The 23,868-nt window shown below is 55.1% G+C and carries 21 protein-coding genes; 14 read left to right on the forward strand and 7 right to left on the reverse strand.

All coding sequences use genetic code 11. The annotated features are described in order from the left end of the window. Window positions 1-15: 15 nt before the first annotated feature. From A3841_RS01860 to A3841_RS01885, 6 genes are all read left to right on the forward strand, one after another. Entirely contained in the window at window positions 16-549 is a 534-nt protein-coding gene (locus A3841_RS01860) for an NADH-quinone oxidoreductase subunit NuoE family protein (RefSeq protein WP_073850572.1), read from the forward strand. A gap of 155 nt (window positions 550-704) precedes the next feature. Next, window positions 705-2,051, forward strand: coding sequence for an NADH-quinone oxidoreductase subunit NuoF (gene nuoF, locus A3841_RS01865; protein ID WP_073850573.1), 1,347 nt, complete (start codon window positions 705-707; stop codon window positions 2,049-2,051). A gap of 194 nt (window positions 2,052-2,245) precedes the next feature. Beyond that, window positions 2,246-3,226 carry a 2Fe-2S iron-sulfur cluster-binding protein gene (locus tag A3841_RS01870; protein WP_073850574.1) on the forward strand — a complete coding sequence of 327 codons (981 nt, stop codon included), beginning with the start codon at window positions 2,246-2,248 and terminating at the stop codon, window positions 3,224-3,226. A 3-nt stretch (window positions 3,227-3,229) separates the two neighbouring features. Then, window positions 3,230-4,285: an NADH-quinone oxidoreductase subunit NuoH gene (gene nuoH, locus A3841_RS01875; protein ID WP_073850575.1), complete on the forward strand. Its 1,056-nt coding sequence runs from the start codon at window positions 3,230-3,232 to the stop codon at window positions 4,283-4,285. Between the two features lie 83 nt (window positions 4,286-4,368). Then, window positions 4,369-4,878 carry a NuoI/complex I 23 kDa subunit family protein gene (locus A3841_RS01880; protein ID WP_073850576.1) on the forward strand — a complete coding sequence of 170 codons (510 nt, stop codon included), beginning with the start codon at window positions 4,369-4,371 and terminating at the stop codon, window positions 4,876-4,878. Between the two features lie 4 nt (window positions 4,879-4,882). Next, window positions 4,883-5,401, forward strand: a complete 519-nt coding sequence (locus tag A3841_RS01885) for an NADH-quinone oxidoreductase subunit J family protein (RefSeq protein ID WP_073850577.1) — start codon at window positions 4,883-4,885, stop codon at window positions 5,399-5,401. Window positions 5,402-5,482: 81 nt separating this feature from the next. Here the strand turns inward: A3841_RS01885 and A3841_RS01890 are convergent, their stop codons facing one another. Next, complete coding sequence (locus A3841_RS01890) at window positions 5,483-6,520, reverse strand: DUF6929 family protein (RefSeq protein WP_083610136.1); 1,038 nt, start codon at window positions 6,518-6,520, stop codon at window positions 5,483-5,485. A gap of 256 nt (window positions 6,521-6,776) precedes the next feature. On the opposite strand from A3841_RS01890, the gene nuoK reads away from it, so the two are divergent. From nuoK to A3841_RS01910, 4 genes are read left to right on the forward strand one after another with little or no spacing between them, the layout of a single operon-like run. Further along, window positions 6,777-7,106, forward strand: a complete 330-nt coding sequence (gene nuoK, locus A3841_RS01895) for an NADH-quinone oxidoreductase subunit NuoK (protein WP_073850578.1) — start codon at window positions 6,777-6,779, stop codon at window positions 7,104-7,106. A 40-nt stretch (window positions 7,107-7,146) separates the two neighbouring features. Beyond that, window positions 7,147-9,111, forward strand: coding sequence for an NADH-quinone oxidoreductase subunit L (gene nuoL / locus A3841_RS01900; protein WP_083610138.1), 1,965 nt, complete (start codon window positions 7,147-7,149; stop codon window positions 9,109-9,111). Window positions 9,112-9,123: 12 nt separating this feature from the next. Then, window positions 9,124-10,575 (forward strand): complex I subunit 4 family protein, encoded by a 1,452-nt coding sequence (locus A3841_RS01905; RefSeq protein WP_073850579.1) that lies wholly within the window; start codon window positions 9,124-9,126, stop codon window positions 10,573-10,575. A gap of 41 nt (window positions 10,576-10,616) precedes the next feature. After that, the gene (locus A3841_RS01910) at window positions 10,617-12,005 is read left to right on the forward strand and encodes an NADH-quinone oxidoreductase subunit N (RefSeq protein WP_073850580.1); all 1,389 of its coding nucleotides are present in this window, start codon (window positions 10,617-10,619) and stop codon (window positions 12,003-12,005) included. A gap of 392 nt (window positions 12,006-12,397) precedes the next feature. Here A3841_RS01910 and aspS read toward each other — a convergent pair whose 3' ends face one another. Next, window positions 12,398-14,158, reverse strand: coding sequence for an aspartate--tRNA ligase (gene aspS, locus A3841_RS01915; RefSeq protein WP_073850581.1), 1,761 nt, complete (start codon window positions 14,156-14,158; stop codon window positions 12,398-12,400). A 73-nt stretch (window positions 14,159-14,231) separates the two neighbouring features. Further along, entirely contained in the window at window positions 14,232-15,095 is an 864-nt protein-coding gene (locus A3841_RS01920) for a glycerophosphodiester phosphodiesterase (protein ID WP_073850582.1), read from the reverse strand. Window positions 15,096-15,199: 104 nt separating this feature from the next. Here A3841_RS01920 and A3841_RS01925 point away from each other — a divergent pair, with 104 nt between their 5' ends. Beyond that, window positions 15,200-16,831: a glycosyltransferase family 39 protein gene (locus tag A3841_RS01925; protein WP_083610153.1), complete on the forward strand. Its 1,632-nt coding sequence runs from the start codon at window positions 15,200-15,202 to the stop codon at window positions 16,829-16,831. 627 nt (window positions 16,832-17,458) lie between these two features. On the opposite strand, the gene A3841_RS01935 is transcribed toward A3841_RS01925, so the two are convergent. Both A3841_RS01935 and A3841_RS01940 read right to left on the reverse strand, forming a co-directional pair. Then, window positions 17,459-17,854, reverse strand: a complete 396-nt coding sequence (locus A3841_RS01935; RefSeq protein ID WP_073850584.1) for a GtrA family protein — start codon at window positions 17,852-17,854, stop codon at window positions 17,459-17,461. Between the two features lie 164 nt (window positions 17,855-18,018). After that, complete coding sequence (locus tag A3841_RS01940) at window positions 18,019-18,441, reverse strand: hypothetical protein (RefSeq protein WP_073850682.1); 423 nt, start codon at window positions 18,439-18,441, stop codon at window positions 18,019-18,021. 257 nt (window positions 18,442-18,698) lie between these two features. On the opposite strand from A3841_RS01940, the gene A3841_RS01945 reads away from it, so the two are divergent. Then, entirely contained in the window at window positions 18,699-19,253 is a 555-nt protein-coding gene (locus tag A3841_RS01945; protein WP_073850585.1) for a DcrB/PsbP domain-containing protein, read from the forward strand. Window positions 19,254-19,340: 87 nt separating this feature from the next. On the opposite strand, the gene A3841_RS01950 is transcribed toward A3841_RS01945, so the two are convergent. Continuing rightward, window positions 19,341-19,988, reverse strand: coding sequence for a porin family protein (locus tag A3841_RS01950; RefSeq protein WP_170866129.1), 648 nt, complete (start codon window positions 19,986-19,988; stop codon window positions 19,341-19,343). Between the two features lie 189 nt (window positions 19,989-20,177). Between A3841_RS01950 and A3841_RS01955 the strand changes: the two genes are divergently transcribed. Together A3841_RS01955 and A3841_RS01960 are read left to right on the forward strand one after the other, a co-directional pair. After that, window positions 20,178-20,633, forward strand: a complete 456-nt coding sequence (locus A3841_RS01955) for a nucleoside deaminase (RefSeq protein ID WP_235861249.1) — start codon at window positions 20,178-20,180, stop codon at window positions 20,631-20,633. A 76-nt stretch (window positions 20,634-20,709) separates the two neighbouring features. Beyond that, window positions 20,710-21,318 carry a superoxide dismutase gene (locus A3841_RS01960; RefSeq protein ID WP_073850587.1) on the forward strand — a complete coding sequence of 203 codons (609 nt, stop codon included), beginning with the start codon at window positions 20,710-20,712 and terminating at the stop codon, window positions 21,316-21,318. Window positions 21,319-21,581: 263 nt separating this feature from the next. Here the strand turns inward: A3841_RS01960 and A3841_RS01965 are convergent, their stop codons facing one another. Continuing rightward, window positions 21,582-23,846, reverse strand: coding sequence for a protein-disulfide reductase DsbD family protein (locus A3841_RS01965; protein WP_073850588.1), 2,265 nt, complete (start codon window positions 23,844-23,846; stop codon window positions 21,582-21,584). Between the last annotated feature and the right edge of the window lie 22 nt (window positions 23,847-23,868).

The following is a 23,868-nucleotide window of genomic DNA, read 5'->3' on the forward strand; positions in this document are numbered from 1 at the left end:
AATGACAACTGAAAAATGGCAGAGACAATAAACGAAGTAAAGTTTTCTGATGAGGCCATGGCCGAGATCCAGCGCTACATCAGCCACTACCCGGAAGGGCGCCAGAAGTCTGCTATACTTCCCATCCTGCACATTGCGCAGGCGGAATCCGGCGGATGGGTTAGCCCGGAGGTGATGGACAAAGTAGCCCAGATCCTGAACATACAGCCGATCGAAGTATACGAGGTGGCCACGTTCTACACCATGTTCAACCTCAAGCCGGTTGGAAAGCATGTGCTGGAAGTATGCCGCACCGGCCCTTGCTGCCTGCGTGGCGCCGACCAGGTCATCGACATGATCAAGCAGAAGCTGAACATTGAGGAAGGCGAGACAAGCGCCGACGGCATGTTCACACTCAAGCCGGTGGAGTGTCTAGCCTCGTGTGGCTCAGGCCCGATGCTGCAGGTGCGTGAAAAGTTCTACGAGAACATCGACAGCGAGGAGAAGCTGGACGAGTTCCTGGAGACCATGCGCCACAGCGAAGCCGAAAAGCCGCATCATCTGAAGTAGTATTTAAGGACTTCTGACAAAAGACCATCAGACAAAAGACTTTATACTTGCATCACCTCTTTCGTCCTTTGTCAAAAGCTCCTTGGTCAGTCACTAATAAAGTATAAACAGGCAGAAGCCGGTAAAGCAACTGCCAAGCTATATATCCTGCTACAATGGGACTTAAAATATTAACTGAGCATATCAACGTTCCCGGCATCGAAACGCTGGAAGTATACCGTAAGCACGGCGGCTACAAGTCTGTAGAGAAAGCCCTGAAAACGATGTCTCCGGAAGAGGTGGTGGAAGAGGTGAAGACATCGGGCCTTCGTGGCCGCGGTGGCGCCGGCTTCCCGACAGGTATGAAATGGAGCTTCCTGGCCAAGCCGGAGGGCATTCCGCGTTACCTGGTGTGCAACGCCGACGAGTCGGAGCCGGGCACCTTCAAGGACCGCTGGTTCATGGAGCACAACCCGCACGCGCTGGTGGAGGGCATGATCACGTCGAGCTACGCGCTGGGAGCCAATAAATCTTACATCTACATCCGCGGCGAGCTGTTGTTCGTGCTGCGTATCCTGGAGAAAGCCATCGCGGAAGCGTATGCGGCCGGTTTGCTGGGCAAGAACATACTTGGCTCCGGTTACGACCTGGACCTGCACGTGGCGCCGGGTGGTGGCGCTTATATCTGCGGCGAGGAAACAGCCCTGCTGGAGTCACTGGAGGGCAAACGCGGCAACCCGCGTAACAAGCCCCCCTTCCCGGCGGTGAAAGGTCTGTTCCAGAGCCCAACCGTAGTGAATAACGTGGAGACCATTGCCTCTGTGCCTTGGATTGTGAACAACACCGGTGCCGAGTACGCCAAAATAGGCATCGGCCGCAGCACGGGCACCAAGCTGATCTCAGCCAGCGGCAACATCAACAAGCCGGGCGTGTACGAAATCGAACTGGGTGTGCCGGTAGAAGAATTCATCTACTCAGACCAGTATTGCGGCGGCATCTGGAAAGGCAAGCAACTGAAGGCCGTGGTGCCGGGAGGTTCCTCTGTGCCAATCCTGCCAACCAACCTGATCCTTAAAACGGCAGCCGGCGAAGATCGCCTGATGTCCTACGAATCATTGTCTGACGGTGGCTTTGTAAGCGGCTCCATGCTGGGTTCGGGTGCCTTTATCGTGTTTGATGAGGACCAGTGCATCGTGCGTAACACGTGGAACTATGCCCGCTTCTACCACCACGAGTCGTGCGGCCAGTGTAGCCCATGCCGTGAGGGTACCGGCTGGATGGAGAAAGTGCTGCACCGCATTGAGTACGGCCACGGCCATCAGCAGGACATCGACCTACTGGTAAGCGTAGCCAAGCAAATTGAGGGGAACACGATCTGCCCGCTGGGCGATGCGGCCGCCTGGCCGGTAGCAGCCGCTATCCGCCACTTCCGCGAGGAGTTTGAGTGGCACATCAAGCACCCGCAAGAGGCCACAGCCCCAGGCGCGGTGTACAGGGGTCAGCTGGCCGAAGTAACGGCTTAAGAATAGACTTATCTCTGTCATTCTGAAAGAAACTTGGTTGAAGGGAGGTTAAGTCTTTTCTATTAGCTACCAAGATCCTTACAGGATGACAAAAAGAGAAAGTATAAATTAACATCCTAAGAAGGAAAGTATAGCTTAAATCGTTCAGGTGTTCGCGATCAACGAACAACCGATAACGAACAACGATCATAAAAATGGCTAAAATAACATTCGATGGCATTGAGGTAGAGGTAGAAGATGGAACTACCATCCTGCAGGCCGCCAGAAAAATCGGTGGGCACGTGGTGCCTCCTGCCATGTGTTTCTATACTCCATTAAAGGGCAGTGGCGGCAAGTGCCGTGTGTGCCTTGTAAAAGTTACACAGGGCTCAACCAAAGACCCACGCCCTATGCCCAAGCTGGTTGCCTCGTGCATCACGCAGGTACAGGACGGCATGGTGGTGGAGAACACGACCAATGAGGACGTGCTGAACGCCCGCAAAGGCATCGTGGAAATGCTGCTCATCAACCACCCCCTGGACTGCCCTATCTGCGACCAGGCGGGCGAGTGCGACCTGCAGGACCTTTCTTACGAGCACGGTGTAAGCGGGCAGCGTTTTGAGGAAGAGCGCCGCACGTTCAATAAGGTGGACCTGGGCCCGTACATCCAGCTGCACATGACGCGCTGCATCCTGTGCTACCGCTGCGTGTACACGGCCGACCAGATCACGGACAACCGCGTACATGGCGTGCTAGGACGTGGCGATGCCGCTGAGATCGGAACCTACATTGAGAACGTGATCGACAACGACTTCTCCGGAAACGTGATCGACGTGTGCCCGGTGGGCGCCCTGACAGACAAGACGTGGCGCTTTAAGAACCGTGTGTGGTTCACAAAGCCGATGGACGCGCACCGCGACTGCCCTACCTGCTCCGGCAAGGTGACGCTATGGACTCGCGGCGAGGAAGTGCTGCGCGTAACAGCCCGCAAAGACCAGTACGGCGAGGTGGAGGAGTTTATCTGTAACACCTGCCGCTTTGATAAGAAAGAGGTGAAGGACTGGACCATCGAAGGACCGCGCAACATAGACAGGAACTCCGTTATCTCGGCCAACCACTATGAGTTGCCGGTAGTCAACGTTCCGATCGTGCCAAACCTGCCAACATCCACCAAGAAAAACCTGCCACAGGAATAAGCAATGGAGTCTGTAGACCTACTATACAAAGCGATTTACATCCTGGTTATCTTCGGCATCACCCTGCTGATAGCCACCTACTCGACATACTTTGAGCGTAAGATAGCAGCCTTTATCCAGGACCGCGTGGGCCCGAACCGTGCCGGTCCGGCGGGTTTGCTGCAGCCGCTGGCCGATGCCGGCAAGCTCTTCTTTAAAGAGGACTTTATCCCTGCCAAGGCCAACAAGGCGCTGTTTATACTTGGTCCGGGCGTGGCCATGCTGGTGGCTACCATGTCGAGCGCGGTTATTCCGTTTGGCGATATGCTGATTGTGGGTGGCCGCGAGGTATACCTGCAGGCCATTGAGGTAAACATCGGGGTGCTGTACATTTTTGGTGTGGTATCGCTGGGAGTGTATGGTCTGATGATCGGTGGCTGGGCCTCCAACAACAAGTTCTCGCTGCTGGGCGCCATCCGTGCCGCCTCGCAGAACATCAGCTACGAACTAGCCATGGGCCTTTCCCTCATCGCGGTGCTGATGCTGACAGGATCGCTTTCGCTGCGCGAGATAGCAGCGCAGCAGGCAGGCTTTAACTGGAACATCTGGTACCAGCCGCTGGGCTTTCTGATCTTTCTGGTCTGCGCCTTTGCCGAGACGAACCGTACCCCTTTCGACTTACCGGAGTCTGAGGCCGAGCTGATCGGGGGATACCACACCGAGTATGGCTCCATGAAACTGGGCATGTACCTGTTTGCCGAGTATATCAACATCTTCGTGGTATCAGCGGTGATGTCGACTTTATACTTTGGCGCCTACAACTTCCCGTTCATGGAGAACCTGCGCCAGGCCATCAGCGACCCGGTACTGGCCAACAACGTAGTGACGATTGTAGGGGTGGTGGCGATGTTCATTAAGATCTTCCTGTTCATCTTCTTCTTTATGTGGGTACGCTGGACGCTACCACGCTTCCGCTACGACCAACTGATGAAGCTGGGCTGGAATATCCTGTTCCCGCTGGCGATCCTGAACATCCTGCTGACAGCGGGCGGAATTCTGCTGAAAGACTACTTTTTTTAAACTATAGTATCGAAATTTGAATGTTAGCGGCAGGTAGCCTGTTAAAGTATACTTGCCTGCACAACACTCAGAACTGACTAGAAATGGAACCACTATCAAATAGAAGAAAGGAAGTGGCACAGAAGGAGATGACGTTCGCAGAACGCGCCTACCTTCCTGCCATTGCCCAGGGTCTTGGCATCACGTTAAAGCACTTCTTCAAGAAGAAAGCGACCGTACAGTACCCGGAGCAAACGCGCGAGCGCAGCTCGGTGTGGCGTGGCCTGCACGTGCTGAAGCGTGATGAGAATGGCGCTGAGCGTTGCACGGCATGCGGCCTGTGCGCCGTGGCCTGCCCGGCCGAGGCCATCACGATGACGGCTGGCGAGCGTAAGGCTGGCGAGGAGCATCTCTACCGGGAGGAAAAGTATGCCGTTACCTACGAGGTGAACATGCTGCGCTGCATTTTCTGCGGCCTTTGCGAGGAGGCCTGTCCGAAGGCGGCCATCTTCCTGCAGGACGACAAGCTTGCCCCTGCCCGCTTCGAGCGCGACGAATTCATTTACGGCAAAGACCGCCTGGTTGAGCCAAATAAGACCACTGAAACGAAATAGCCTGATGGAGAGCCTGTTCTTTTTCCTTGCTTCGCTAACGCTGCTGTGCGCCCTGATGGTAGTGATATCCAAAAACCCGGTGCATAGTGTGCTGTTCCTGATCATCACGTTCTTTACCATCTCTGGCCATTACGTGCTGCTTAACGCACAGTTCCTGGCGGTGGTGAACATCATCGTCTACGCCGGTGCCATCATGGTGCTTTTCCTCTTCGTGATCATGTTCCTGAATGTGAAAAAGACGGGCGGGGACAATGCCATGAAAGCCTCTACCATCAGCAAATTCGCCGGTGCCATCGCCGGGGGACTGCTTTTTATCGTGCTGATTTCTGCCCTGAAGGATGTTACCGTGGCAGGCTACAACCCCGACACCTACGACTCGCAGGTGGGCATGGTGGAGAACTTGGGCTACGTGCTGTACACGGACTACCTGTTGCCATTTGAGCTTACCTCGGTGCTGTTCCTGGTGGCCATGGTGGGTGCAGTGATGATCGGCAAGCGGGAAGTCGGCGAGAGCCATTTCTAAGCCAAACCATACTTTACAAGTATAAAAGCAGAAGCCCGGAAGTATAAACTCCGGGCTTCTGCTTTTATACTTTGGTTATACTTACTCCACCTCCAGTTGCACCTCCAGCAGCTCCGAGTGCCCTTTATCATCATCCGACACCACCACCACCTTATACGTTCGTTCCTCCCCTTTCAGCACCACCAGAGATTCTGCCTTGCCCCTGTAGGGGGAGCCGTCTTCGTTGGTGAGCTGCACGACCGGCACCGGCAGCGGGTTAGCGGCATCGGAGGCATAAGGCAGGGCCTTCAGATCAATCGCACCAATAAAGCTCCCGTGCACCTCCCCGTCCTCAATGGCATTGGGCGTATCCTCCACAGAGGCCGTGAAGAAAAGCTTTCCTTCCAGCGAGCTTGCGCCCGAAAAGCCGGCGCGCACCTGCCCCAGCTGCGGCAGCGCGAAATGGTACAGGGCAACAGCGGGCATCTCTCCCCGTCCAAGTATAAAATCCTTGAACGCATCGGCCTCGAAACGGAGAAGCGTGTTGGTGCCAGCCCCGAGCGGCCGCTGCAGCAGGTAAACGTATACTTCATCCATGGCCAGGCCCTCCAGGTTTAGCTGGCCCTCCCGCTCCAGGCGCAGCACCTGCCTGAGGAAAGTATAAAAACGGCTCAGATCCAGCTCCTGCACCTGCATCTTGTCAGACAGGTTAACCAGGTATCCTTTCGTGCGGGCCGCGCTGGCGCCCGAGCCCAGCAGCAGCAGCAACTCGTCGCGGCCATACGTAAAGAGGGCCATACTTTCCAGGTCGGGTTTCACATCCTTCGGGATGCGCCCCTTCACAACGCCCGTGGTATCGAAGAGCGGGTAGCGCTGCACCAACTCATACTTCTCGTTGAGCTGGTAGAGGAAGGGGGAGTCGTCGCCGAGGACGAAGAAAGCGCCCGGCACGTGCGCCAGCCCGGAGGCGGAGGGCAGCTCCTCGTAAAAAAAGGTGCGCGTGGTACTGGCGGTCAGTTTCAGTTCTTTCATGTGCTCAACGGCTTCACTGGGGCCGGCGCTTGCCTCAGGCGGCCCGGATTTGCAGGCCTGCAGGAGGAGCAGCGGCATCAGAAAGTATAAAAGGTAGCGGTGCTTCATAAAGTATAAAGTATAACTCCCATAGCTACGCAAACAGTACCCAAAAGTATAATCCGCCGCCTCATCCGGAACCAGAAAAGGTAATTTCAGGGAATATGAAAGGATTGCCTGAGAAATGGGAAAATACTGTGTAGCAATGCCCCTGCAGGGCCAATAAGAATAGGAAATATGTTATGGTTTTTACAAAAATGGGGATAACTTTGCGACTTGATTTTAGGATCGAATTTTAAGAGTAATACGTTCAGTCACACAGAAAATGAACAATATACCTGAGGTCATCCGGACCATTCCATTAGACTATTACCTTTATTTCAGCGCGGCTCTTTTCGTTATCGGTGTCATCGGAGTGCTCACACGCCGCAACGCCATCGTGATCTTCATGTGTATCGAGCTGATGCTGAATTCGGTGAACCTGCTGCTCACGGCCATGGCCTCGTACCGGGGCGACACCAACGCGCAGGTGTTCGTCTTCTTTATCATGGCGGTTGCCGCCGCGGAAGTAACCGTTGGCCTGGCCATCATCGTGATGACCTACCGCAACATCCGCTCTACCGATGTACAACTGCTGAACTACCTGAAGTGGTAACAGCCCTAACATACGCTGAATAGCTTTAACTTTTATACTGATGCAAGAGATTGTAATGCCGATTAACAACCAGGGGATGGCACTGCTTTGTCTGCTTATTCCGTTGCTGCCGCTGGCCGGCTTCCTGATCAACGGACTGGGCAACCGCAGCATAGCGAAGGGCCTGGTGAGCTTTATTGGTAGCGGCACCGTGCTGGCTTCTTTCCTGATCACGGTCTACCTGTTCATTGACTTCAGGGCCAACGGCAGCCGCGCCTACATCGTGGATTACTACGACTGGATCTCGGTGGGCGGCATGCAGGTTGGCTTCTCGTTCCTGATCGACCAGCTGACGCTGCTGATGATGCTGATGGTGACCGGCATCGGTTTCCTGATCCACCTGTACTCGGCCGGCTACATGAGCCACGATGAGAACTTCGGAAAATTTTTCGCCTTCATCAACCTGTTCATGTTCTCGATGCTGCTGCTGGTGATGGGCTCCAACTACGTGATGATGTTCGTGGGCTGGGAAGGCGTGGGCCTTTGCTCCTACCTGCTGATCGGCTTCTGGAACAAGAACAACAGCTACAACAACGCCGCCAAGAAAGCCTTTGTGATGAACCGCATCGGTGACCTGGGCTTCCTGCTGGGCGTTTTCCTGATCTTTGTTACCTTCGGCTCCGTTTCTTACCCGCAGGTGTTCGCCGAGGCGGCACAGTATACAGGCGGCATCGACTCTACGGTAATGATCGCTATTACGCTGCTGCTGTTTGTGGGTGCCATGGGTAAAAGTGCACAGATTCCGCTGTTTACCTGGCTGCCCGATGCGATGGCGGGTCCTACGCCGGTTTCGGCCCTGATCCACGCTGCCACCATGGTAACGGCCGGTATCTACATGGTGCTCCGCTCGAACGTACTGTACGTGCTGGCCCCTACTACTATGGAAATTATCGCGGTGGTGGGTGTAGTGACAGCATTAGTGGCCGCCACCATCGGCCTGGCGCAGAATGATATCAAGAAGGTGCTGGCTTACTCCACCGTATCGCAGCTGGGCTACATGTTCCTGGCGCTGGGAGTGATGGCCTTCTCTTCTTCGATCTTCCACGTGCTCACGCACGCGTTCTTCAAGGCGCTGCTGTTCCTGGGTGCGGGCTCCGTGATCCACGCCATGAGCAACGAGCAGGACATCCGCTACATGGGTGGCCTGCGTAAGTACCTGCCTATCACGTTTGTCACCTTCCTGATCGGTACGCTGGCCATTGCCGGTATTCCGCCTTTCGCCGGTTTCTTCTCTAAAGACGAGCTGCTGGCACATGTATGGGAGCATAGCAAACTGCTGTGGGGTCTGGGCGTGCTCACCTCGTTTATGACGTCCTTCTACATGTTCCGCCTGGTGTTCCTGACTTTCTTCGGATCTTTCAGAGGCACGGAGGCGCAGAAAAGCCACCTGCACGAGTCGCCGATGTCCATGACGCTGCCACTGATCGTGCTGGCCATACTTTCCACTGTGGGTGGTTTCCTGGGAATTCCGCCTGTGTTTGGCGAGAACATGCACGTGCTGCAGAACTACCTGGCCCCGATTTACCAGTTCGCCAGCGTAGCGAACCCGGCTGCAGTAGCGCCAATGCACCTGGATCATGCCACTGAATGGCTGCTGATGGCTGTATCGGTGGTGGCAGCCCTGGTAGCGGCTGGTATCGCTTACACCATGTATGTGAGCAAAAAGACAGTTCCCGCGCCGGAAGGCGAGCGCCTGTCTCCTCTCCACAACCTGATCTACCACAAATACTACATTGACGAAGTATACGATGCTATCATCGTGCGTCCGCTGATGTGGCTATCGTCCGTGTTCCACCGTGTGCTGGACGTGCAGGTGGTAGACGGCATAGTGAACGGTTTCGGAAAGCTGACCATGTACAGCGGCCGCACATTGCGCTACGTACAAAGCGGCGCCACCGGCTTCTACCTGATGGTAATGGTGCTCAGCATCGTCCTGATTTTATTTTTAAACTTCTTTATCGGATAAGGTTCTTAGAAGATGATTACAGCTCTATTACTTTTCTGGCCTGCCCTTGCCGCGCTTCTGGTGCTGCTTATAAAGGGACAGGGTGCCAAGAAAGTGGCTTTTGTAGCAGCGCTCGTAGAATTTGCGTTGTCACTTTTCGCTCTCTCAGCATTCGACACCCAAAGCGGTGCCACCCAGCTCGCCCTTAGCTTACCCTGGATTGAAAGTGCCGGCATCAGCTTCAGCATTGGTATGGACGGCATCAGCCTGCTGATGGTCCTGCTCACGACCTTCCTGGTGCCGCTGATCATACTTTCGTCCTACAAGCACGCCTATAAGAACCCGAACGCGTTCTACGCGCTCATCCTGTTCATGCAAACCGGCCTGATCGGTGTGTTTGTGGCCATGGATGCCTTCCTGTTCTACTTTATGTGGGAGGTGGCGCTTATCCCGATCTACTTTATCGCTGCGGTTTGGGGCAGTGCCAACCGCATCCGCGTTACGATCAAGTTCTTCGTGTATACGATCCTAGGCTCGCTGTTCATGCTGGCTGCCTTCGTGTACCTGTACCTGCAAACCCCGGGCACGCATTCCTCTGATGTAAACGCGTTCTACCAGTTATCTCTCTCAAGCGAGTCGCAGAGCTGGATCTTCTGGTTCCTCTTCGTCGCCTTTGCTATCAAGATGCCGGTGTTCCCGTTCCATACCTGGCAGCCGGACACCTACACGGAGTCGCCTGCGCAGGGCACCATGCTGCTTTCAGGCATCATGTTGAAAATGGGCATCTACGGCGTGCTGCGCTGGTTGCTGCCTGTGGTGCCCTACGGCGTAAGCCAGTGGGATGAGGTAGTGCTAGTGCTGGCTATTATCGGCATCGTGTACGGCTCTATCATTGCCATTCGCCAGCGTGACCTGAAGCGCCTGGTGGCCTACTCCTCGATTGCGCACGTGGGCCTGATCGCCGCCGGTATCTTCACCCTGAACGAGCAGGGCCTGCAGGGCGGCGTTATCCAGATGCTGAGCCACGGTGTCAACGTGGTGGGCCTGTTCTTCATCATCGACATCATCTTCAGCCGCACCAACACCCGGGAGATCACCAGCCTGGGCGGCATCACGCAGAATGCCAAACTGCTGTCCATCTTCTTTATGGTCTTGCTGCTTGGCGCCATCGGACTTCCGCTGACAAACGGCTTTGTGGGTGAGTTCCTGCTGCTGTCGGGCGTGTTCCAGTACAATGCCTGGTTTGGCGGTGTGGCCGGCCTGACGATCATACTTGCCGCCGTGTACATGCTGCGCATGTTCCAGGGGGTGATGTTCGGCACGAAGTCTGAGTTGACGGCCAGCTTCACGGACCTGACCCTGAACGAGAAGGCGGTGCTGATTCCGCTGGTGGTGATGGTTTTCTGGATCGGCCTGTTCCCTAACACGTTCCTGAGCATCTCGGAGCCTGCCGTGAACAACCTGCTGAGCATCATTAACCGCTAAGCGGCTCTTAAGAATAAAGCGTTTTACAGAAATACGACGACATGACCTCGATCATACTTCTATCTGTGTTTGGTATCATTAACCTCTTTGCAGGGTTTGCAAAGAACAAGCAGGTGCTGCTGCCGCTGGTGCTGGTGTTTTTAGCAGTGGTGTTTGGCGTGAACCTGCTGGACTGGAACGATACGCAGACCTACTTCAGCAACATGCTGACCGTGGACAACTATGCCGTGGCTTTCACCGGCATCATGACCCTGACCACGCTGCTGCTGCTGCCCTTCTCGCAGCGCTACATCGATAAAGGCGACTCGAACCTGGCCGAGTACTACTCGCTGCTGCTCTTTTCGTTGGTGGGCGCCGTGATGATGGTGGGCTACGAGAACCTGATCATGCTCTTTATCGGTGTGGAGATCCTCTCTATCGCCATGTATGTGCTGGCCGGAAGCGACAAAAGCAGCCTGCGCTCTAACGAGGCGGCCCTGAAGTACTTCCTGATGGGCTCTTTCTTTACCGGCATCATGCTGTTTGGCATCGCGATGATCTACGGCGCCACCGGCACGTTCAACATCACCGAGATTGGCGCTGCGCAGGCCGGACTCGGAGCCGACGGTGTGATGGACAGCATGTTTGTGCTGGGCATCCTGGTTCTGGTGATTGGTATCTCCTTCAAGATCTCCGCTGCCCCGTTTCACTTCTGGGCACCTGATGTGTACGATGGTACCCCGACCTTCTTTACCGCCTTCATGTCCACCGTGGTGAAAACCGCTGGCGTGGCAGCGTTCTACAAGTTAATGGCGGCTGCCTTTGCGGCTTCCTATGCCGCCTGGTTCCCCACGCTGGTGGCCATTACCGTGCTCACGCTGGTGGTGGGCAACATCGGTGCCGTAATACAGACGAGCTTTAAGCGCATGCTGGCTTACTCCAGTATCTCGCATGCCGGCTACATGCTCATGGCGCTGGTAGCCTTCAACGAGTCTTCCGACACTTCCATCCTGTTCTACTCCGCGGCTTACTCCGCGGCCACCATCGCCGCCTTTGGGGTGCTGAAACTGGTGCAGGACCAGCAGAGAAGCGCCGACTATGAGGCCTTTAACGGACTGGGCAAGACAAACCCGCTGCTGGCTTTCTCCATGACGGTATCGATGCTCTCCCTAGGTGGTATCCCGCTCACGGCTGGTTTCTTCGGAAAGTTCTTCGTGTTCTCCGCCCTGCTGCAGAACCCAGACATGCTGTGGCTGGTGGTGCTGGCCGTTATACTTGCCGCAGTAGGTATCTACTACTACTTCCGTGTGGTGATTGCCATGTACATGCAGCCGGCCGCAAACCAGAAACCCGTACGTGTCGAGAGCTTCACCGCTTTCACGCTCATCGTTTTAACTATCCTGACCATACTACTAGGTATAGCCCCTGCGCTGGTTAGCGAGCTGCTCTAGTACAAGATTTATACTTTATAAGGAAAGGCTGCCTGCATAGGGCAGCCTTTTTTGTTTTTAATGAGCGGTAGCAGGCAATCAAAGAAGCTTCCTATCCGCGCTCATACACTGCACCGCCACAAAGTGTACTGAAGCTTTTTAACTGCTCAACGAAGTGTAAAATCCGTAAAGCCCGACACGGCGGTTACACAAACACCTTTCAACACCAGTTATCCACATATCCACACTCCTATGGCCATTTATACTTTAGAGGGTGGATAAAGGCTGATTTTATACTCTAATCCACACAGTTATCCACATTATCGATACTCTAAAGTATGAATTGAGGGTAAAAAAAAGGCCTGCCACTGAAAATAGCGGCAGGCCTTCTATAAGCTGTGGCGAAACAACTGTTACTTGTGCGGCAGCTGTTTCATGTTTATGTGTAACTCGTCGAGCTGTGCGTCAGCGATCGGGGCCGGGGCATCGATCATTACGTCGCGGCCGGAGTTGTTCTTCGGGAAGGCAATGTAGTCGCGGATGGAGTCGGAGCCGCCGAAGAGCGAGCACAGGCGGTCGAAACCGAAGGCGATGCCCCCGTGCGGCGGCGCGCCATACTCAAACGCGCTCATCAGGAAGCCAAACTGCGCCTCGGCCTCTGCCTTGGAGAAGCCCAGCAAACGGAACATCTGCTCCTGCAAACGGCGGTTGTGGATACGGATAGAGCCGCCTCCTACCTCTACCCCGTTGATCACCATGTCATAGGCATTGGCACGGATATCGCCTGGGCGGTCGTCGATGAGTTCGATGTCCTCCAGCTTCGGCGAGGTGAACGGATGGTGCATGGCATGGTAGCGCTTGCTATCCTCGTCCCACTCCAATAGCGGGAAGTCCACTACCCACAGCGGCGCAAACACGTTCTTGTCGCGCAGGCCCAGGCGGGTGCCCATCTCCAGGCGCAGCTCATTCAGGGCCTTGCGGGTTCTGTCGGCATCGCCGGCCAGTATAAGGATAAGGTCGCCGGGTTTGGCGTTAAAGGCCGCGGCCCATGCCTCCAGATCCTCGGGAGAATAGAATTTATCAACTGATGACTTAACGCTGCCATCCTCGTTCACGCGGGCATATACCAAGCCGGTGGCACCGATCTGCGGGCGCTTCACAAAGTCCGTCAGCTCATCCACCTGCTTGCGGGTGTAGCCGGCGGCTCCCTGGGCGCAGATCCCTACTACCAGTTCGGCATCGTCAAACACCTTAAAGCCCTTGTTCTTCACCAGCGGGTTGAGCTCCACAAAACGCATCTCGAAGCGCGTATCCGGCTTATCGGAGCCGTAGAACTTCATGGCGTCGGCGTAGGTCATGCGCGGCAGCTTACCAATGTGAACGCCTTTTACCTTCTCAAAGAGATAGGTGATAAAACCCTCAAAGGTATGAAGGATGTCCTCCTGCGTCACGAAAGACATTTCGCAGTCTATCTGGGTGAACTCCGGCTGGCGGTCGGCGCGCAGGTCCTCGTCGCGGAAGCACTTCACGATCTGGAAGTACTTGTCGAAGCCCGATACCATCAGCAGCTGCTTAAACGTTTGGGGCGACTGGGGCAGGGCATAGAACTCGCCCGGGTTCATGCGGCTGGGCACCACGAAGTCGCGGGCACCCTCCGGCGTGGACTTGATCAGCACAGGGGTTTCCACCTCTATAAAATCAATGCCGTTGAGGTAGTCGCGGGTGGCGCGCATCATGCGGTGGCGCAGCTCCAGGTTGCGGCGCACCGGGGCGCGGCGCAGGTCCAGGTACCGGTACTTCATGCGCAGGTCGTCGCCGCCGTCCGTCTCGTCCTCGATCAGAAAAGGCGGAAGTTTAGAGGGGTTCAGCACCACAATCTTGGAGACGTGCAGCTCAATGTCACCGGTAGGGATCTTGTCGTTCTTGGAGTAGCGCTCCACTACCCTGCCGATCACCTTCACCACATACTCCCGGCCCAGGTTACGCGCCTGCTCCATAATGGCGGCCGGCGTAAAGCCCTCTTCCATGGTCAGCTGCGTGATGCCGTAGCGGTCGCGCAGGTCTACCCACAGCATGCCGCCCTTGTCGCGGAGGCGCTGCACCCAACCCGTTAATATTACCTCTTCGCCAACGTTGTCCAGGCGAAGCTCGCCGCAAGTATGTGTTCGGAACATAGTATGATCTACTTCTATAGTTTTATGCAAATGTAATAATCTTAGCCTTGGTTTGCCTTATCCGCCGCAAATGTTACTCCAGCATCTGGCGCGCGGCGGCCACGTTATCCACTTGGATGGCGTCGGGCTGCATGTTGATCATGCGGGCGATGCGGGAGCGCGACTTGCCACCGAAGAGCGCCACTTGCAGCCCCTGCTCCTTTGCCCGCTGCACCTGCCCGGCCGAGATGTCGCGCCCGTTGGCGCAGATGCCCTGCAATTGGTTGTGCTGCGCCTCCCGGAGCGCCTGCTCGAAGTCCCCGGCGGTGTCGATCATCAGTTGTGCCTGGGGCTCCACCTCCCGGAAAGCTTTCAGGAAAGCAGGGCTGGGCGAGATGAACGTCATTCGTTCCAAAGGATAATCATACTTACGCAACAAGGCCATCAGTGTCTGAGCATAATACAAATGGCGGCCCGGGTTCTGGTTGCGCAGGTCCAGGTGCAGGTAAGGCAGCTCGGGGTAAGCGGCAAAGCGCTGTAGCAGCGCCTCCAGCGTGATGATCTCCTCCTGGTGGAAAAGGTCGTAGAAAAAGCCGCCCCTATACTTCAGGCCCACCACCCCGGCAGCCGGCAGGTCATCGATAATGCCCTCCGCCCTGGTCATACTCTCCAGCGTGACGTCGTGGTAAAGTATAGGCACGCCGTCCTGGCTCAGCTGCACGTCCACCTCCACGCCGTCGGCGCCGTTCTCCTCCATCGCCTTTACAATAGAGGCCATGCTGTTGGAGGGCAGCGGGTTAAACGGGTTCAGGGGCGACAGGAAACCGGAGCCGGCGTGGCCCAGCACCAGCACATCCTGATACTCTACTCTGTCGTGGCGGCGCATCAGCCATACGGTAGTGGCCAGGCCTAGCAGCACAAACGCAAGTATAAACAGCCGGATTCTCCGCTTCAGCATGTGGTATAAAGGGGCCTTGATTTAGAATAATCGGATTAAAAAGCGAAGGTAATACAGATAAAGTATAAATACCGTTAAATTTGCACCCGCACATACCCCGCCGCATGCAAAACACCACGAGAACTACCGTAGCCAAGGCCTTTACCGCCGATGCCGAGACGCTGGGACAACCGCAGGAGCGTTACCTTATCCCGCTTTCCACAATTCTTCTCATCGCGCTGGCCATACGCCTGGTGGCCGCTTTCTTCTCCAAGGGTTTTGCCTTCAGCGATGACCATTTCGACGTGATCACGATTGCGCAGGGCTGGCTGGACGGTTTCCCGCTGTGGCTGAACGAGCCGATGCCGCCACGCCACAGCATGCTGTACGTGCTCATTCACTATACCATATTTTATACCTTGGAGGCCATGGGCATTTTTAGCCCAGAGGTGAAAATGACGGTGGTGCGCTTGGCGCATGCGTTGTACTCGCTGCTGGTGGTATACTTTGGTTATAAACTCACGGAGCGGCTCTCTAACAAGGCGAACGCGCGCATGGTGGGGCTGATGCTGGCGCTGGTGTGGTTTATGCCCTTCATGAGCGTGCGCAACCTGGTGGAGATGGTGTGCATTCCGCCGTACCTGGCTGCTTTTTACCTGATGGTGAAGGAGGAACAGGAAGGGCAGAAACGCTGGCTGCCCTACTTCTGGGCCGGCGCATTGTTTGCCCTGGCCTTCGTGTTCCGCTACCACACGGTGCTGTTCGGGGCCGGGGCCGGGCTGGTGCTGCTCTACCAGCATAAGTGGCGCGAGGCGGTGGCGGTGCTGCTGGGCTTTCTGGTGGCGGCGTTCCTGGTGCAAGGCGTGATCGACATCATTTTCTTCGACTATCCCTTCCACTCCCTCGTGGCTTACTACCAGTATAATTCCGCGCACGCCAACGACTTCAGCTCGGGCCCTGTGTACCGTTTTGCCCTGACCATACTTGGTTTCCTGGTGCCGCCGGTAAGCGCTTTCCTGGTGGTGGGCTACACGCGCACGGCCAGGCTGGCCCCTGCCCTTTTCTGGGGCGGGTTGATCTTCTTTGTAGCGCACTCGCTGTTCCCCAACAAGCAGGAGCGCTTTATACTTCCGCTGCTCCCCCTCATCATGATCCTGGGCGTAATCGGTTGGCAACAGTTTGTCAGAGGCTCTACGTTCTGGCAAAACCGCCGCAAGCTGTTGGCTGCCTCCTGGATATTCTTCTGGGTGCTGAACCTGCTGGCTACCGTGGGCATGGCCCTTACCTACACCAAGAAGAGCCGTGTGGCTCCGTTGGTATACCTCTCCCAGAAGCAGGAAATGGACGGCGTGGTGCTGGAGTTTGGCAACCACAGCGTTAAAAAGCCGCCGCTCTTCTACCTGGGCCGTACCAGCGCCGTGTACGATAAGTACATTATTGATGAAGACATGGTATGGGAGGAGTACCTGCAGGGGCAAAAGCAGCTTCCTGAGGACTTTGTGATGGCTTATACTTTAAACAAAGATAAAACGCCGCAGGAGCTGCAGCAGGAGATAAATGCCTCGCCTTATAAGCCGGATTTTGTAGTGGTGGTAGGGACGAAGGACATGGAGGAACGCATGGCCCGCCTGCAGCAGCTTTTCCCGAACCTGGAGCTGGACCACACCATCAACCCCTCGCTCTACGACAGGCTATTGCACCTGCTAAACCCGCGTGTGCATAAGGATGAGCATGTGCAGATTTATGAGGTGAGGTAATGGAGTTGCTTCCGGCAAGCTCATTTCTAAACTAATGTTTTACTATGATGATGAGTCTCTGACTTGATTGGCTTGAAAAGTCATACTTATACTTCAGCCAAACTTTTATACTTGCCGGCTCATACTTTATACTTCTCTGGCGCAAGCTTAAAGTCCCGGAGCATTTCGGGGCGTCCGCTTGTGCCTTTTTATACTTGAGCTATACTTTCTTAGCCACCGCTTCCTGTAATTCGATACAAGCTATACTTGCTAGCTTCCGCTGATCCTCTAGTTCCCACAAACCTACAGTTGCATCTCCAGCTTTGGCGCTCTCCAGCCCGAGAGGGCTCGTCCTTTGGCATCGCGCTGTGTTCCCTCCTGCGCCAGGGCGCTGCCCTTGCAGGGCACCGGATCTCACAAGCCGCTCAACCCAAGGACTGGGAACAGATTCGATAGCTACGGCCATTGCCATGCAACAAGTACAAGCTGTCCCCTCGAGGACAAGTGAGAGCAGGAGCTCGAAACTTGCGAGCATAGCTCAACAGGGGTGTAATCGGCTGCTGAAGCCCCCTCCCCTGTTTTTAGGGGCGGGTGGGGTGGGGTTATACCCTGCATTGCCTGAAACCCTGACCCTAGCAGAAAAATTAACTATCTCGTAAACGTATACAGGTAGTTGATAAAGAAATTCCAGAAGAAGACCAGCACCACGGCGATGAACTTGGAAACGTAGAAATTGAGTTTAACGCGCTCGGTGAGGAGGTAGATGATGAGGTTGTTGAGCAGCAGGCCCACCAGGGCCGCGGCCAGGAACTTGGAGAACTGCCAGCCGATCTCGGGGTCGTGGCTGTGGAAAGTCCAGATGCGGTTGAGGTAATAGTTGCTGGCGCTGGCCAGCAGAAACCCCAGGCTGTTGGCCATGTACTTGTTCCAGCGCAGCACCTCCTTAGCCAGAAACGTGGCCCCAAAATCCAGCAGCAGTCCAGAGAAGCCCACCAGGCCAAACTTCAGGAACTTAAAGAAAAGGCTCTGTATACTTTCTGACATCCGGTTTATACTTTGCAGCTCCTGCGCCGGTCACAGCACAGGGGCTACAAAAGTAATAGACTTACCGCAGGCTACCAACCCTACTTTTCTGCTACCATACCGGAGGCAAGTATAAACAAGCACGGCTCCTCGTACAGGATGAGCGGAGAGCGTCTGCTTCAGGTCTATTTAAACAGGCCGCCCAACTTGTCCTTCAGCCCGCCGCCCGTCAAACCGCCCAGCAGGTCGGTCTCGTTCAGGTTGCCGGCACTCGCCTGCCCCTGTATCTTCTGCATGATAAAATTGATCACAAAGGGCGCCACCTGGTTGGCAACGCCGGCGGGGATGCCCAGTTTGCTGGTAAGGTCTCCCACATACTTGTTGATGATGCTGTTGGTGGCGCTGCTGTCTGCAGGTGCCTTGTTGCCCTTGAACACATCCATCAGGCCGCCCATGTCGCCGCTGCCCGCGCGTTGCTTCAGTTCGTTCACCACATTGTCCTTAGCCAGGTCCACAGACTGGTTGGCTTTCTCGGGCTCCAGGTTATACTTGCTTTGCAGCTCTCCGGTCAGCTGGCCCTTAATGGTGTTAATGATGTTCTCGATCATAGCTTTATACTTTAAATGGTTTATTATCAGGTTCTTGTTGGAAAACAAGGCATCAAAAACGGGTGGAGCCAAACTATACTTTCAGAAAGGTTGTTCTTCAGGCGGCCCCGGGTCTGCTTCTAAAAAGTATAACGGCAACGGGCGCACAAAGATATTTTCGGCCCAATACCTGTGCAGTAAGCTGTTTTGGCAGCATTCTTGCATATATAGTACGAGCCCTTTTCCCTAATATTTAATAGCTTTGCCCCCACAAACACATGAACATGCGATACCTTGCCTTTTTAGCCATTATTCTGATAGCCGGAGCCACCTTTGCACAGTCTAAACTGAAGAAAACCCAGATCAGCAAAGAAGTAAGCGTGCTGCTGCCGCAGGATTTTATGCCGATGCCTGATGATGGCATTGCCCGTAAATACCCCGCCGCTACCCGCCCGCTCGCCGTGTACACCAGCCCCAATGGCCAGATAGACTTTAGCGTAACGCAGAAGCCGTCGCAGTTTAAGGAGCAGGATCTGGACATGCTGCGCGAGTTTTACAAAGCCAACCTGCTGGAGCGCTTCACGCAGGTGGATTTTATCCGGCAGGAGGTAACGCAGGTAAAGGGCAAAGACTACCTGGTGTTTGAGTTTGTGAGCAACCTGGCCGACGAGCGCGGCACCTCTAACCTGGCGCCGGTGCAGAAGTACAGCATTATGCAGTACACGATAAAGGATGGCCAGCTTTACATTTTTACCCTACACGTGCCTTTCTCTATGAAGAACGATTGGCAGCAGACAGCCCGCGATATGATGGGCTCCATCACGATAAAATAACCACTACTACCTAACTATCTACTACGCAAAAGCCCCTCCAGGTTGGAGGGGCTTTTTTTGTGCCGCTAACTCAGGTTAAGAGAGGAGCTACTTTTTCTTTAGCTTGAAGTCCCGCAGGTAGCTCAGGGTGATACTGATGCTTTGGCTTTTGGAGGATATGGCAGCTAAATTCCGCTCGAAAACATTGTTCAGGCTGTGTGTCAGCCTCCCCTCCAGCTGGAAGGAGCCAAACGAGGTTTTCTGCACCATGCCGAGGCCCATGCTCAGCCCATACAGAAACTCGCTGTCCAGGCTCCGGTACTGAAAGTCCGGCTCTTCATCAACTCCCTGCTGCTCATTCCCCTCGTCTCCCGATAACAGGTAGGAAGCGTAAGGACCGAAGTTGATGATAAAGCGCGTGTTCCTGTTCCCGATGGTTACATGCGTCAGGAAGGGCAGCTCCAGGTAGTTCAGGTTGCGGGTGTAAGAGCCTCCGGTATCCGAAAGCGCCCTCCAGCCCCGCTCCACATAGTTTACCTCCACCTGTATGCCCACCCTCGGGTGCGCCACATGCCGCAGCACCACCCCTGCGGTGTAGCCCTGCAGAAACTCCTGGTCTATTTCAGGGTCGAAGTTAAAGCGTGAATAGTTTACCCCTCCTTTCAGCCCAACGCTTAGCTCCGGCACAAAGTTATCCTGCGCCTGCGCCTGCCAAGCGATGAGTAGTACGAATAATGCGAGAAAGACCTTTTTCATCCTGTAAAGTTTGTTTTGGATGGTATACTTTGCCTGCCCACCAGCTGCATCAACCTCAGGTAAGGTATAAATATATGTCGGGTAAACATAGCTGGCGATTCTTCTTTTTAGGTTTACGATGGCTCCCTCCACCTGGCCTACCGTTAGGCCATACTTGTATTTTATCCCTGATGTGCCCATCTTTACTTTATGGCAACAGATTTTTTATCCATCCACAGCGATGAGCATTTTATGCAGCAGGCATACCTGCAGGCGCAGTATGCCTATGAGGAGGGCGAGGTTCCGATCGGGGCCGTGGTGGTGGCTAACAACCGGGTTATCGCCAGGGCCTATAACCAGACCGAGAAGCTGAACGACGTGACGGCCCACGCCGAGATGCTGGCCCTGACCGCCGCCTCTGAGTACATGGGCAACAAGTACCTGCACGACTGCACCCTCTATGTTACGGTGGAGCCCTGCGTGATGTGCGCCGGGGCCAGCTACTGGGCACAGCTAAAAAGGGTGGTGTTCGGAACAAACGAGCCCAAGCGCGGTTATAGAAGGGTAGGGAATCTGCTGCACCCTAAAACCGAGATGGTGAGCGGCATTATGGCGCAGGAGTGCGCCGACCTGATGGCCTCCTTCTTTGCGGCTAAAAGAAATTAACTAACTTTGGAGGGATGCCGTACATCACCATTGCATGTACAAGTAAAATATTTCTAACATAAATCTATATAAAACTATGGCTTTCGAACTTCCGAAACTACCTTATGCCTACGACGCACTGGAGCCGCACATCGATGCGCGCACCATGGAGATCCACCATACCAAACACCACCAGGCCTACACCGATAACCTGAACAAGGCTATTGCAGGCACGGAGCTGGATGGCAAGTCGATCGAGGAGATCCTGACCAGCATTGATGGCGAGAACAAGGCCGTTCGTAACAACGGCGGCGGTTACTATAACCACAACCTGTTCTGGACAGTGCTTTCTCCAAACAGCGGCGGCCAGCCTACTGGCGAGCTGGCAGATGCGATCAACGCCACTTTCGGTTCCTTCGATCAGTTCAAGGAAAAATTCAACGCGGCTGCGGCCACACGTTTCGGCTCTGGCTGGGCCTGGCTGTGCGTAAAAGGCGACAAGCTGGAAGTATGCTCTACCCCGAACCAGGATAACACCCTGATGCCATTTGCAGAAGGCTGCGGTGGCAAGCCTATCCTGGGCCTGGACGTATGGGAGCACGCTTACTACCTGAACTACCAGAACCGCCGCCCGGACTACATCAGCGCCTTCTGGAACGTGGTGAACTGGGAAGAGGTAACCCGCCGCTACAACGAGGCAAAGTAGTTTGCTAACGTAGCACGACGCACGTATCAAGTAGCACGACTATAAACAAAAAGCCCGACCGTAACTGGTCGGGCTTTTTGTTTTTGACCTCGCGGTGCGCAAAGTCCCTGCGAGTGTCTGGCAAGGTATAGGAGTGACGCGAGAGGCTTGCTTGCCTTTAAAAAAGCTCCCAAAATCAGTCCTAAAGTATAAATCCCTGCCGCAGCACATGGCCGCAACAGGGATTTTTATACTTACACTTAGCTTTAAACTATACTTTATACTTACTTCCTGGCCACCTGCTGCTTGTTGTTATAGGCCTCCACGCCGGCGTCCAGGAACTTCACGAAGTTGTCCACGCTCAGGTCATAGGCGATGGGCTTTACCAGCACGTTCTCGCTCTCATCCATCAGCACATAATAGGGCTGGGCATTCACGTTGAACTTGGTGATCTGGTAATCGGCATACTTCCTGCCGATCGTTTTCTTCACCTTGCCGTCATACGAGCTCGTATACTGCTCGCTTTCCGGCAGCTCGGTGCGGTCGTCCACGTAAAGAGCGGCGATTACGTAGTTCTCGCGCAGGCGCTTCAGCACCTCCGGGTCCGACCATACGTTCTGCTCCATCTCCCGGCAGTTTACGCAGCCATGGCCGGTAAAGTCGATGAAGATCGGCTTGCCTTGCTCAGCGGCGCATTTCTTAGCCTGCTCCAGGTCGAAGTAGCCCTGCAGGCCGTGCGGCAAGTGCAGGAAGTCGCCATACTTGGGCGGCTCGCAGAGTTCGCTGCTTACGGCAGCCACAGCCGCACTGCCACCGTTGCTCTGCCTTACAATCTTGTTGATGTCAAAGTCCTGGGTGGTTTGGGGCGGCAGGTAACCCGACAGCGCCTTCAGCGGGGCACCGAACAGGCCCGGGATCAGGTAAACCACAAAGCCAAAAGTGATGATAGCAAAGAACAGGCGCGGCACGCTGATGAACTTCACCTCCGAGTCGTGAGAGAACTTGAGTTTGCCCAGCAGGTAAAAGCCCATCAGCGTGAAGATCACGATCCACAGGGCCAGGTATACTTCCCGGTCCAGCAGGCCCCAGTGGTATACCTGGTCGGCAATGCTCAGGAACTTAAGGGCCAGTGCCAGTTCTATAAAGCCCAGCACCACCTTCACGGAGTTGAGCCAGCCACCGGACTTGGGCAAACTGCTCAGCCACGAGGGGAATACAGCAAACAGCGAGAAGGGCAGCGCAAAGGCCAGCGAGAAGCCGAGCATGCCGGCAATAGGACGAATGGTCTCGCCACCGGCAGAGGCCACCAGTATACTGCCCACAATCGGGCCGGTGCAGGAGAAGGACACCAGCACCAGCGTAAAGGCCATAAAGAACACGCCTATCCAGCCGCCTTGGTCGGCCTTGGCGTCGATCTTGTTAAGCCACGAGCTGGGCAGCGTGATCTCGAACATCCCGAAAAAAGACATGGCAAACACCACGAAGATGAGGAAGAACAGTACGTTGGGCAGCCAGTGCGTGCTCAGGAAGTTGGCTCCGTCGGCTCCGAAAAGCTTGGCCACGATCGTGCCGATCAAAGTATAAATCGCGATGATGGACAACCCGTAAACAACCGCCTTGAGGATGCCCTGTGTCCTGCTGCCGCCGCTGTTGGTGAAAAAGCTCACGGTCATGGGCACCATCGGGAACACGCAGGGCGTTAGCAGCGCGATCAGCCCCGAGCCAAAGGCCACCAGCATGAAAGCCCACAGGCCGTCATCGGTAGTGGCAGGCTCCGCATCAGGTATGGCAGAAATGGTTTCGGCAGCATCAGTGTCCTCATCAGCAGTAGATGCTACAGGAGCTGCGGCTGTGTTCGTATCAGCTGAGGCAGCGGCTGCAGCGGCCGTTGCCAGGTCCGGGACTTTGGCCGCAGCTAATTCCTGCTCAGGCTGCTGTTGCGTTTGTGGCTGCTTTTGCTGCGGCTGCTGTTGCGCTTGTGGCTGCTTTTGCTGCGGCTGCTGTTGCGCGGCGGCTTTCGTATTGGCTTCCGGGGCAGCAGGCTTTGCGGCCACGCCGCTTACCTTTATCTGCTTGTTGGTAAAGGAAAACGTGTGATCAAACGGAATGCACTGGCCGGTTACGTCGGTGCAGACCTGGTACTCATACTCGCCCTTTACCTGCAGGTCGGGTTGCAGCACGCGGATTTTCTGGCGGAACTGGCCTGTACCCACAAAGTAGGTATACTCTCCCTCCCACAGCTCGTCATACTTTTTCTTTGGCTTAACGGGCTTGATGTCGCCCACCAACTCGTAGGACGGGTGCTTCTGAAACGTGAAGGTCGTGACCATCGGACCCAGATCCGGGTCGAAGTCGGAGGAGTAGAGGTACCAGTCTTTGTCTATTTTTGCGTTAAAGATCAGCTCCACCTCCTCGCCCACGGCCACCTCCTTTTTAGACACTTCGTAGCTCCACGACGCGGGCTTGAGCACCTGCGCCTGTGCCACAAAGGCCATCATAAACAACAGCCACGTGGCCAGCAGCTGTTTCGGGGTGATGTATTTGTTCATAGATCAAGCATTATACTTTATG

The organism is Pontibacter flavimaris, from assembly GCF_001907195.1.
GTDB lineage: Bacteria > Bacteroidota > Bacteroidia > Cytophagales > Hymenobacteraceae > Pontibacter > Pontibacter flavimaris.

Excerpts from the sequence above, each read along its gene's own strand:
- A3841_RS01860 (WP_073850572.1), top strand. The coding sequence starts at position 16 with ATGGCAGAGACAATAAACGAAGTAAAGTTTTCTGATGAGGCCATGGCC.
- nuoF (WP_073850573.1), top strand. The coding sequence starts at position 705 with ATGGGACTTAAAATATTAACTGAGCATATCAACGTTCCCGGCATCGAA.
- A3841_RS01870 (WP_073850574.1), top strand. The coding sequence starts at position 2,246 with ATGGCTAAAATAACATTCGATGGCATTGAGGTAGAGGTAGAAGATGGA.
- nuoH (WP_073850575.1), top strand. The coding sequence starts at position 3,230 with ATGGAGTCTGTAGACCTACTATACAAAGCGATTTACATCCTGGTTATC.
- A3841_RS01880 (WP_073850576.1), top strand. The coding sequence starts at position 4,369 with ATGGAACCACTATCAAATAGAAGAAAGGAAGTGGCACAGAAGGAGATG.
- A3841_RS01885 (WP_073850577.1), top strand. The coding sequence starts at position 4,883 with ATGGAGAGCCTGTTCTTTTTCCTTGCTTCGCTAACGCTGCTGTGCGCC.
- A3841_RS01890 (WP_083610136.1), bottom strand. The coding sequence starts at position 6,520 with ATGAAGCACCGCTACCTTTTATACTTTCTGATGCCGCTGCTCCTCCTG.
- nuoK (WP_073850578.1), top strand. The coding sequence starts at position 6,777 with ATGAACAATATACCTGAGGTCATCCGGACCATTCCATTAGACTATTAC.
- nuoL (WP_083610138.1), top strand. The coding sequence starts at position 7,147 with ATGCAAGAGATTGTAATGCCGATTAACAACCAGGGGATGGCACTGCTT.
- A3841_RS01905 (WP_073850579.1), top strand. The coding sequence starts at position 9,124 with ATGATTACAGCTCTATTACTTTTCTGGCCTGCCCTTGCCGCGCTTCTG.
- A3841_RS01910 (WP_073850580.1), top strand. The coding sequence starts at position 10,617 with ATGACCTCGATCATACTTCTATCTGTGTTTGGTATCATTAACCTCTTT.
- aspS (WP_073850581.1), bottom strand. The coding sequence starts at position 14,158 with ATGTTCCGAACACATACTTGCGGCGAGCTTCGCCTGGACAACGTTGGC.
- A3841_RS01920 (WP_073850582.1), bottom strand. The coding sequence starts at position 15,095 with ATGCTGAAGCGGAGAATCCGGCTGTTTATACTTGCGTTTGTGCTGCTA.
- A3841_RS01925 (WP_083610153.1), top strand. The coding sequence starts at position 15,200 with ATGCAAAACACCACGAGAACTACCGTAGCCAAGGCCTTTACCGCCGAT.
- A3841_RS01935 (WP_073850584.1), bottom strand. The coding sequence starts at position 17,854 with ATGTCAGAAAGTATACAGAGCCTTTTCTTTAAGTTCCTGAAGTTTGGC.
- A3841_RS01940 (WP_073850682.1), bottom strand. The coding sequence starts at position 18,441 with ATGATCGAGAACATCATTAACACCATTAAGGGCCAGCTGACCGGAGAG.
- A3841_RS01945 (WP_073850585.1), top strand. The coding sequence starts at position 18,699 with ATGAACATGCGATACCTTGCCTTTTTAGCCATTATTCTGATAGCCGGA.
- A3841_RS01950 (WP_170866129.1), bottom strand. The coding sequence starts at position 19,988 with ATGAAAAAGGTCTTTCTCGCATTATTCGTACTACTCATCGCTTGGCAG.
- A3841_RS01955 (WP_235861249.1), top strand. The coding sequence starts at position 20,178 with ATGGCAACAGATTTTTTATCCATCCACAGCGATGAGCATTTTATGCAG.
- A3841_RS01960 (WP_073850587.1), top strand. The coding sequence starts at position 20,710 with ATGGCTTTCGAACTTCCGAAACTACCTTATGCCTACGACGCACTGGAG.
- A3841_RS01965 (WP_073850588.1), bottom strand. The coding sequence starts at position 23,846 with ATGAACAAATACATCACCCCGAAACAGCTGCTGGCCACGTGGCTGTTG.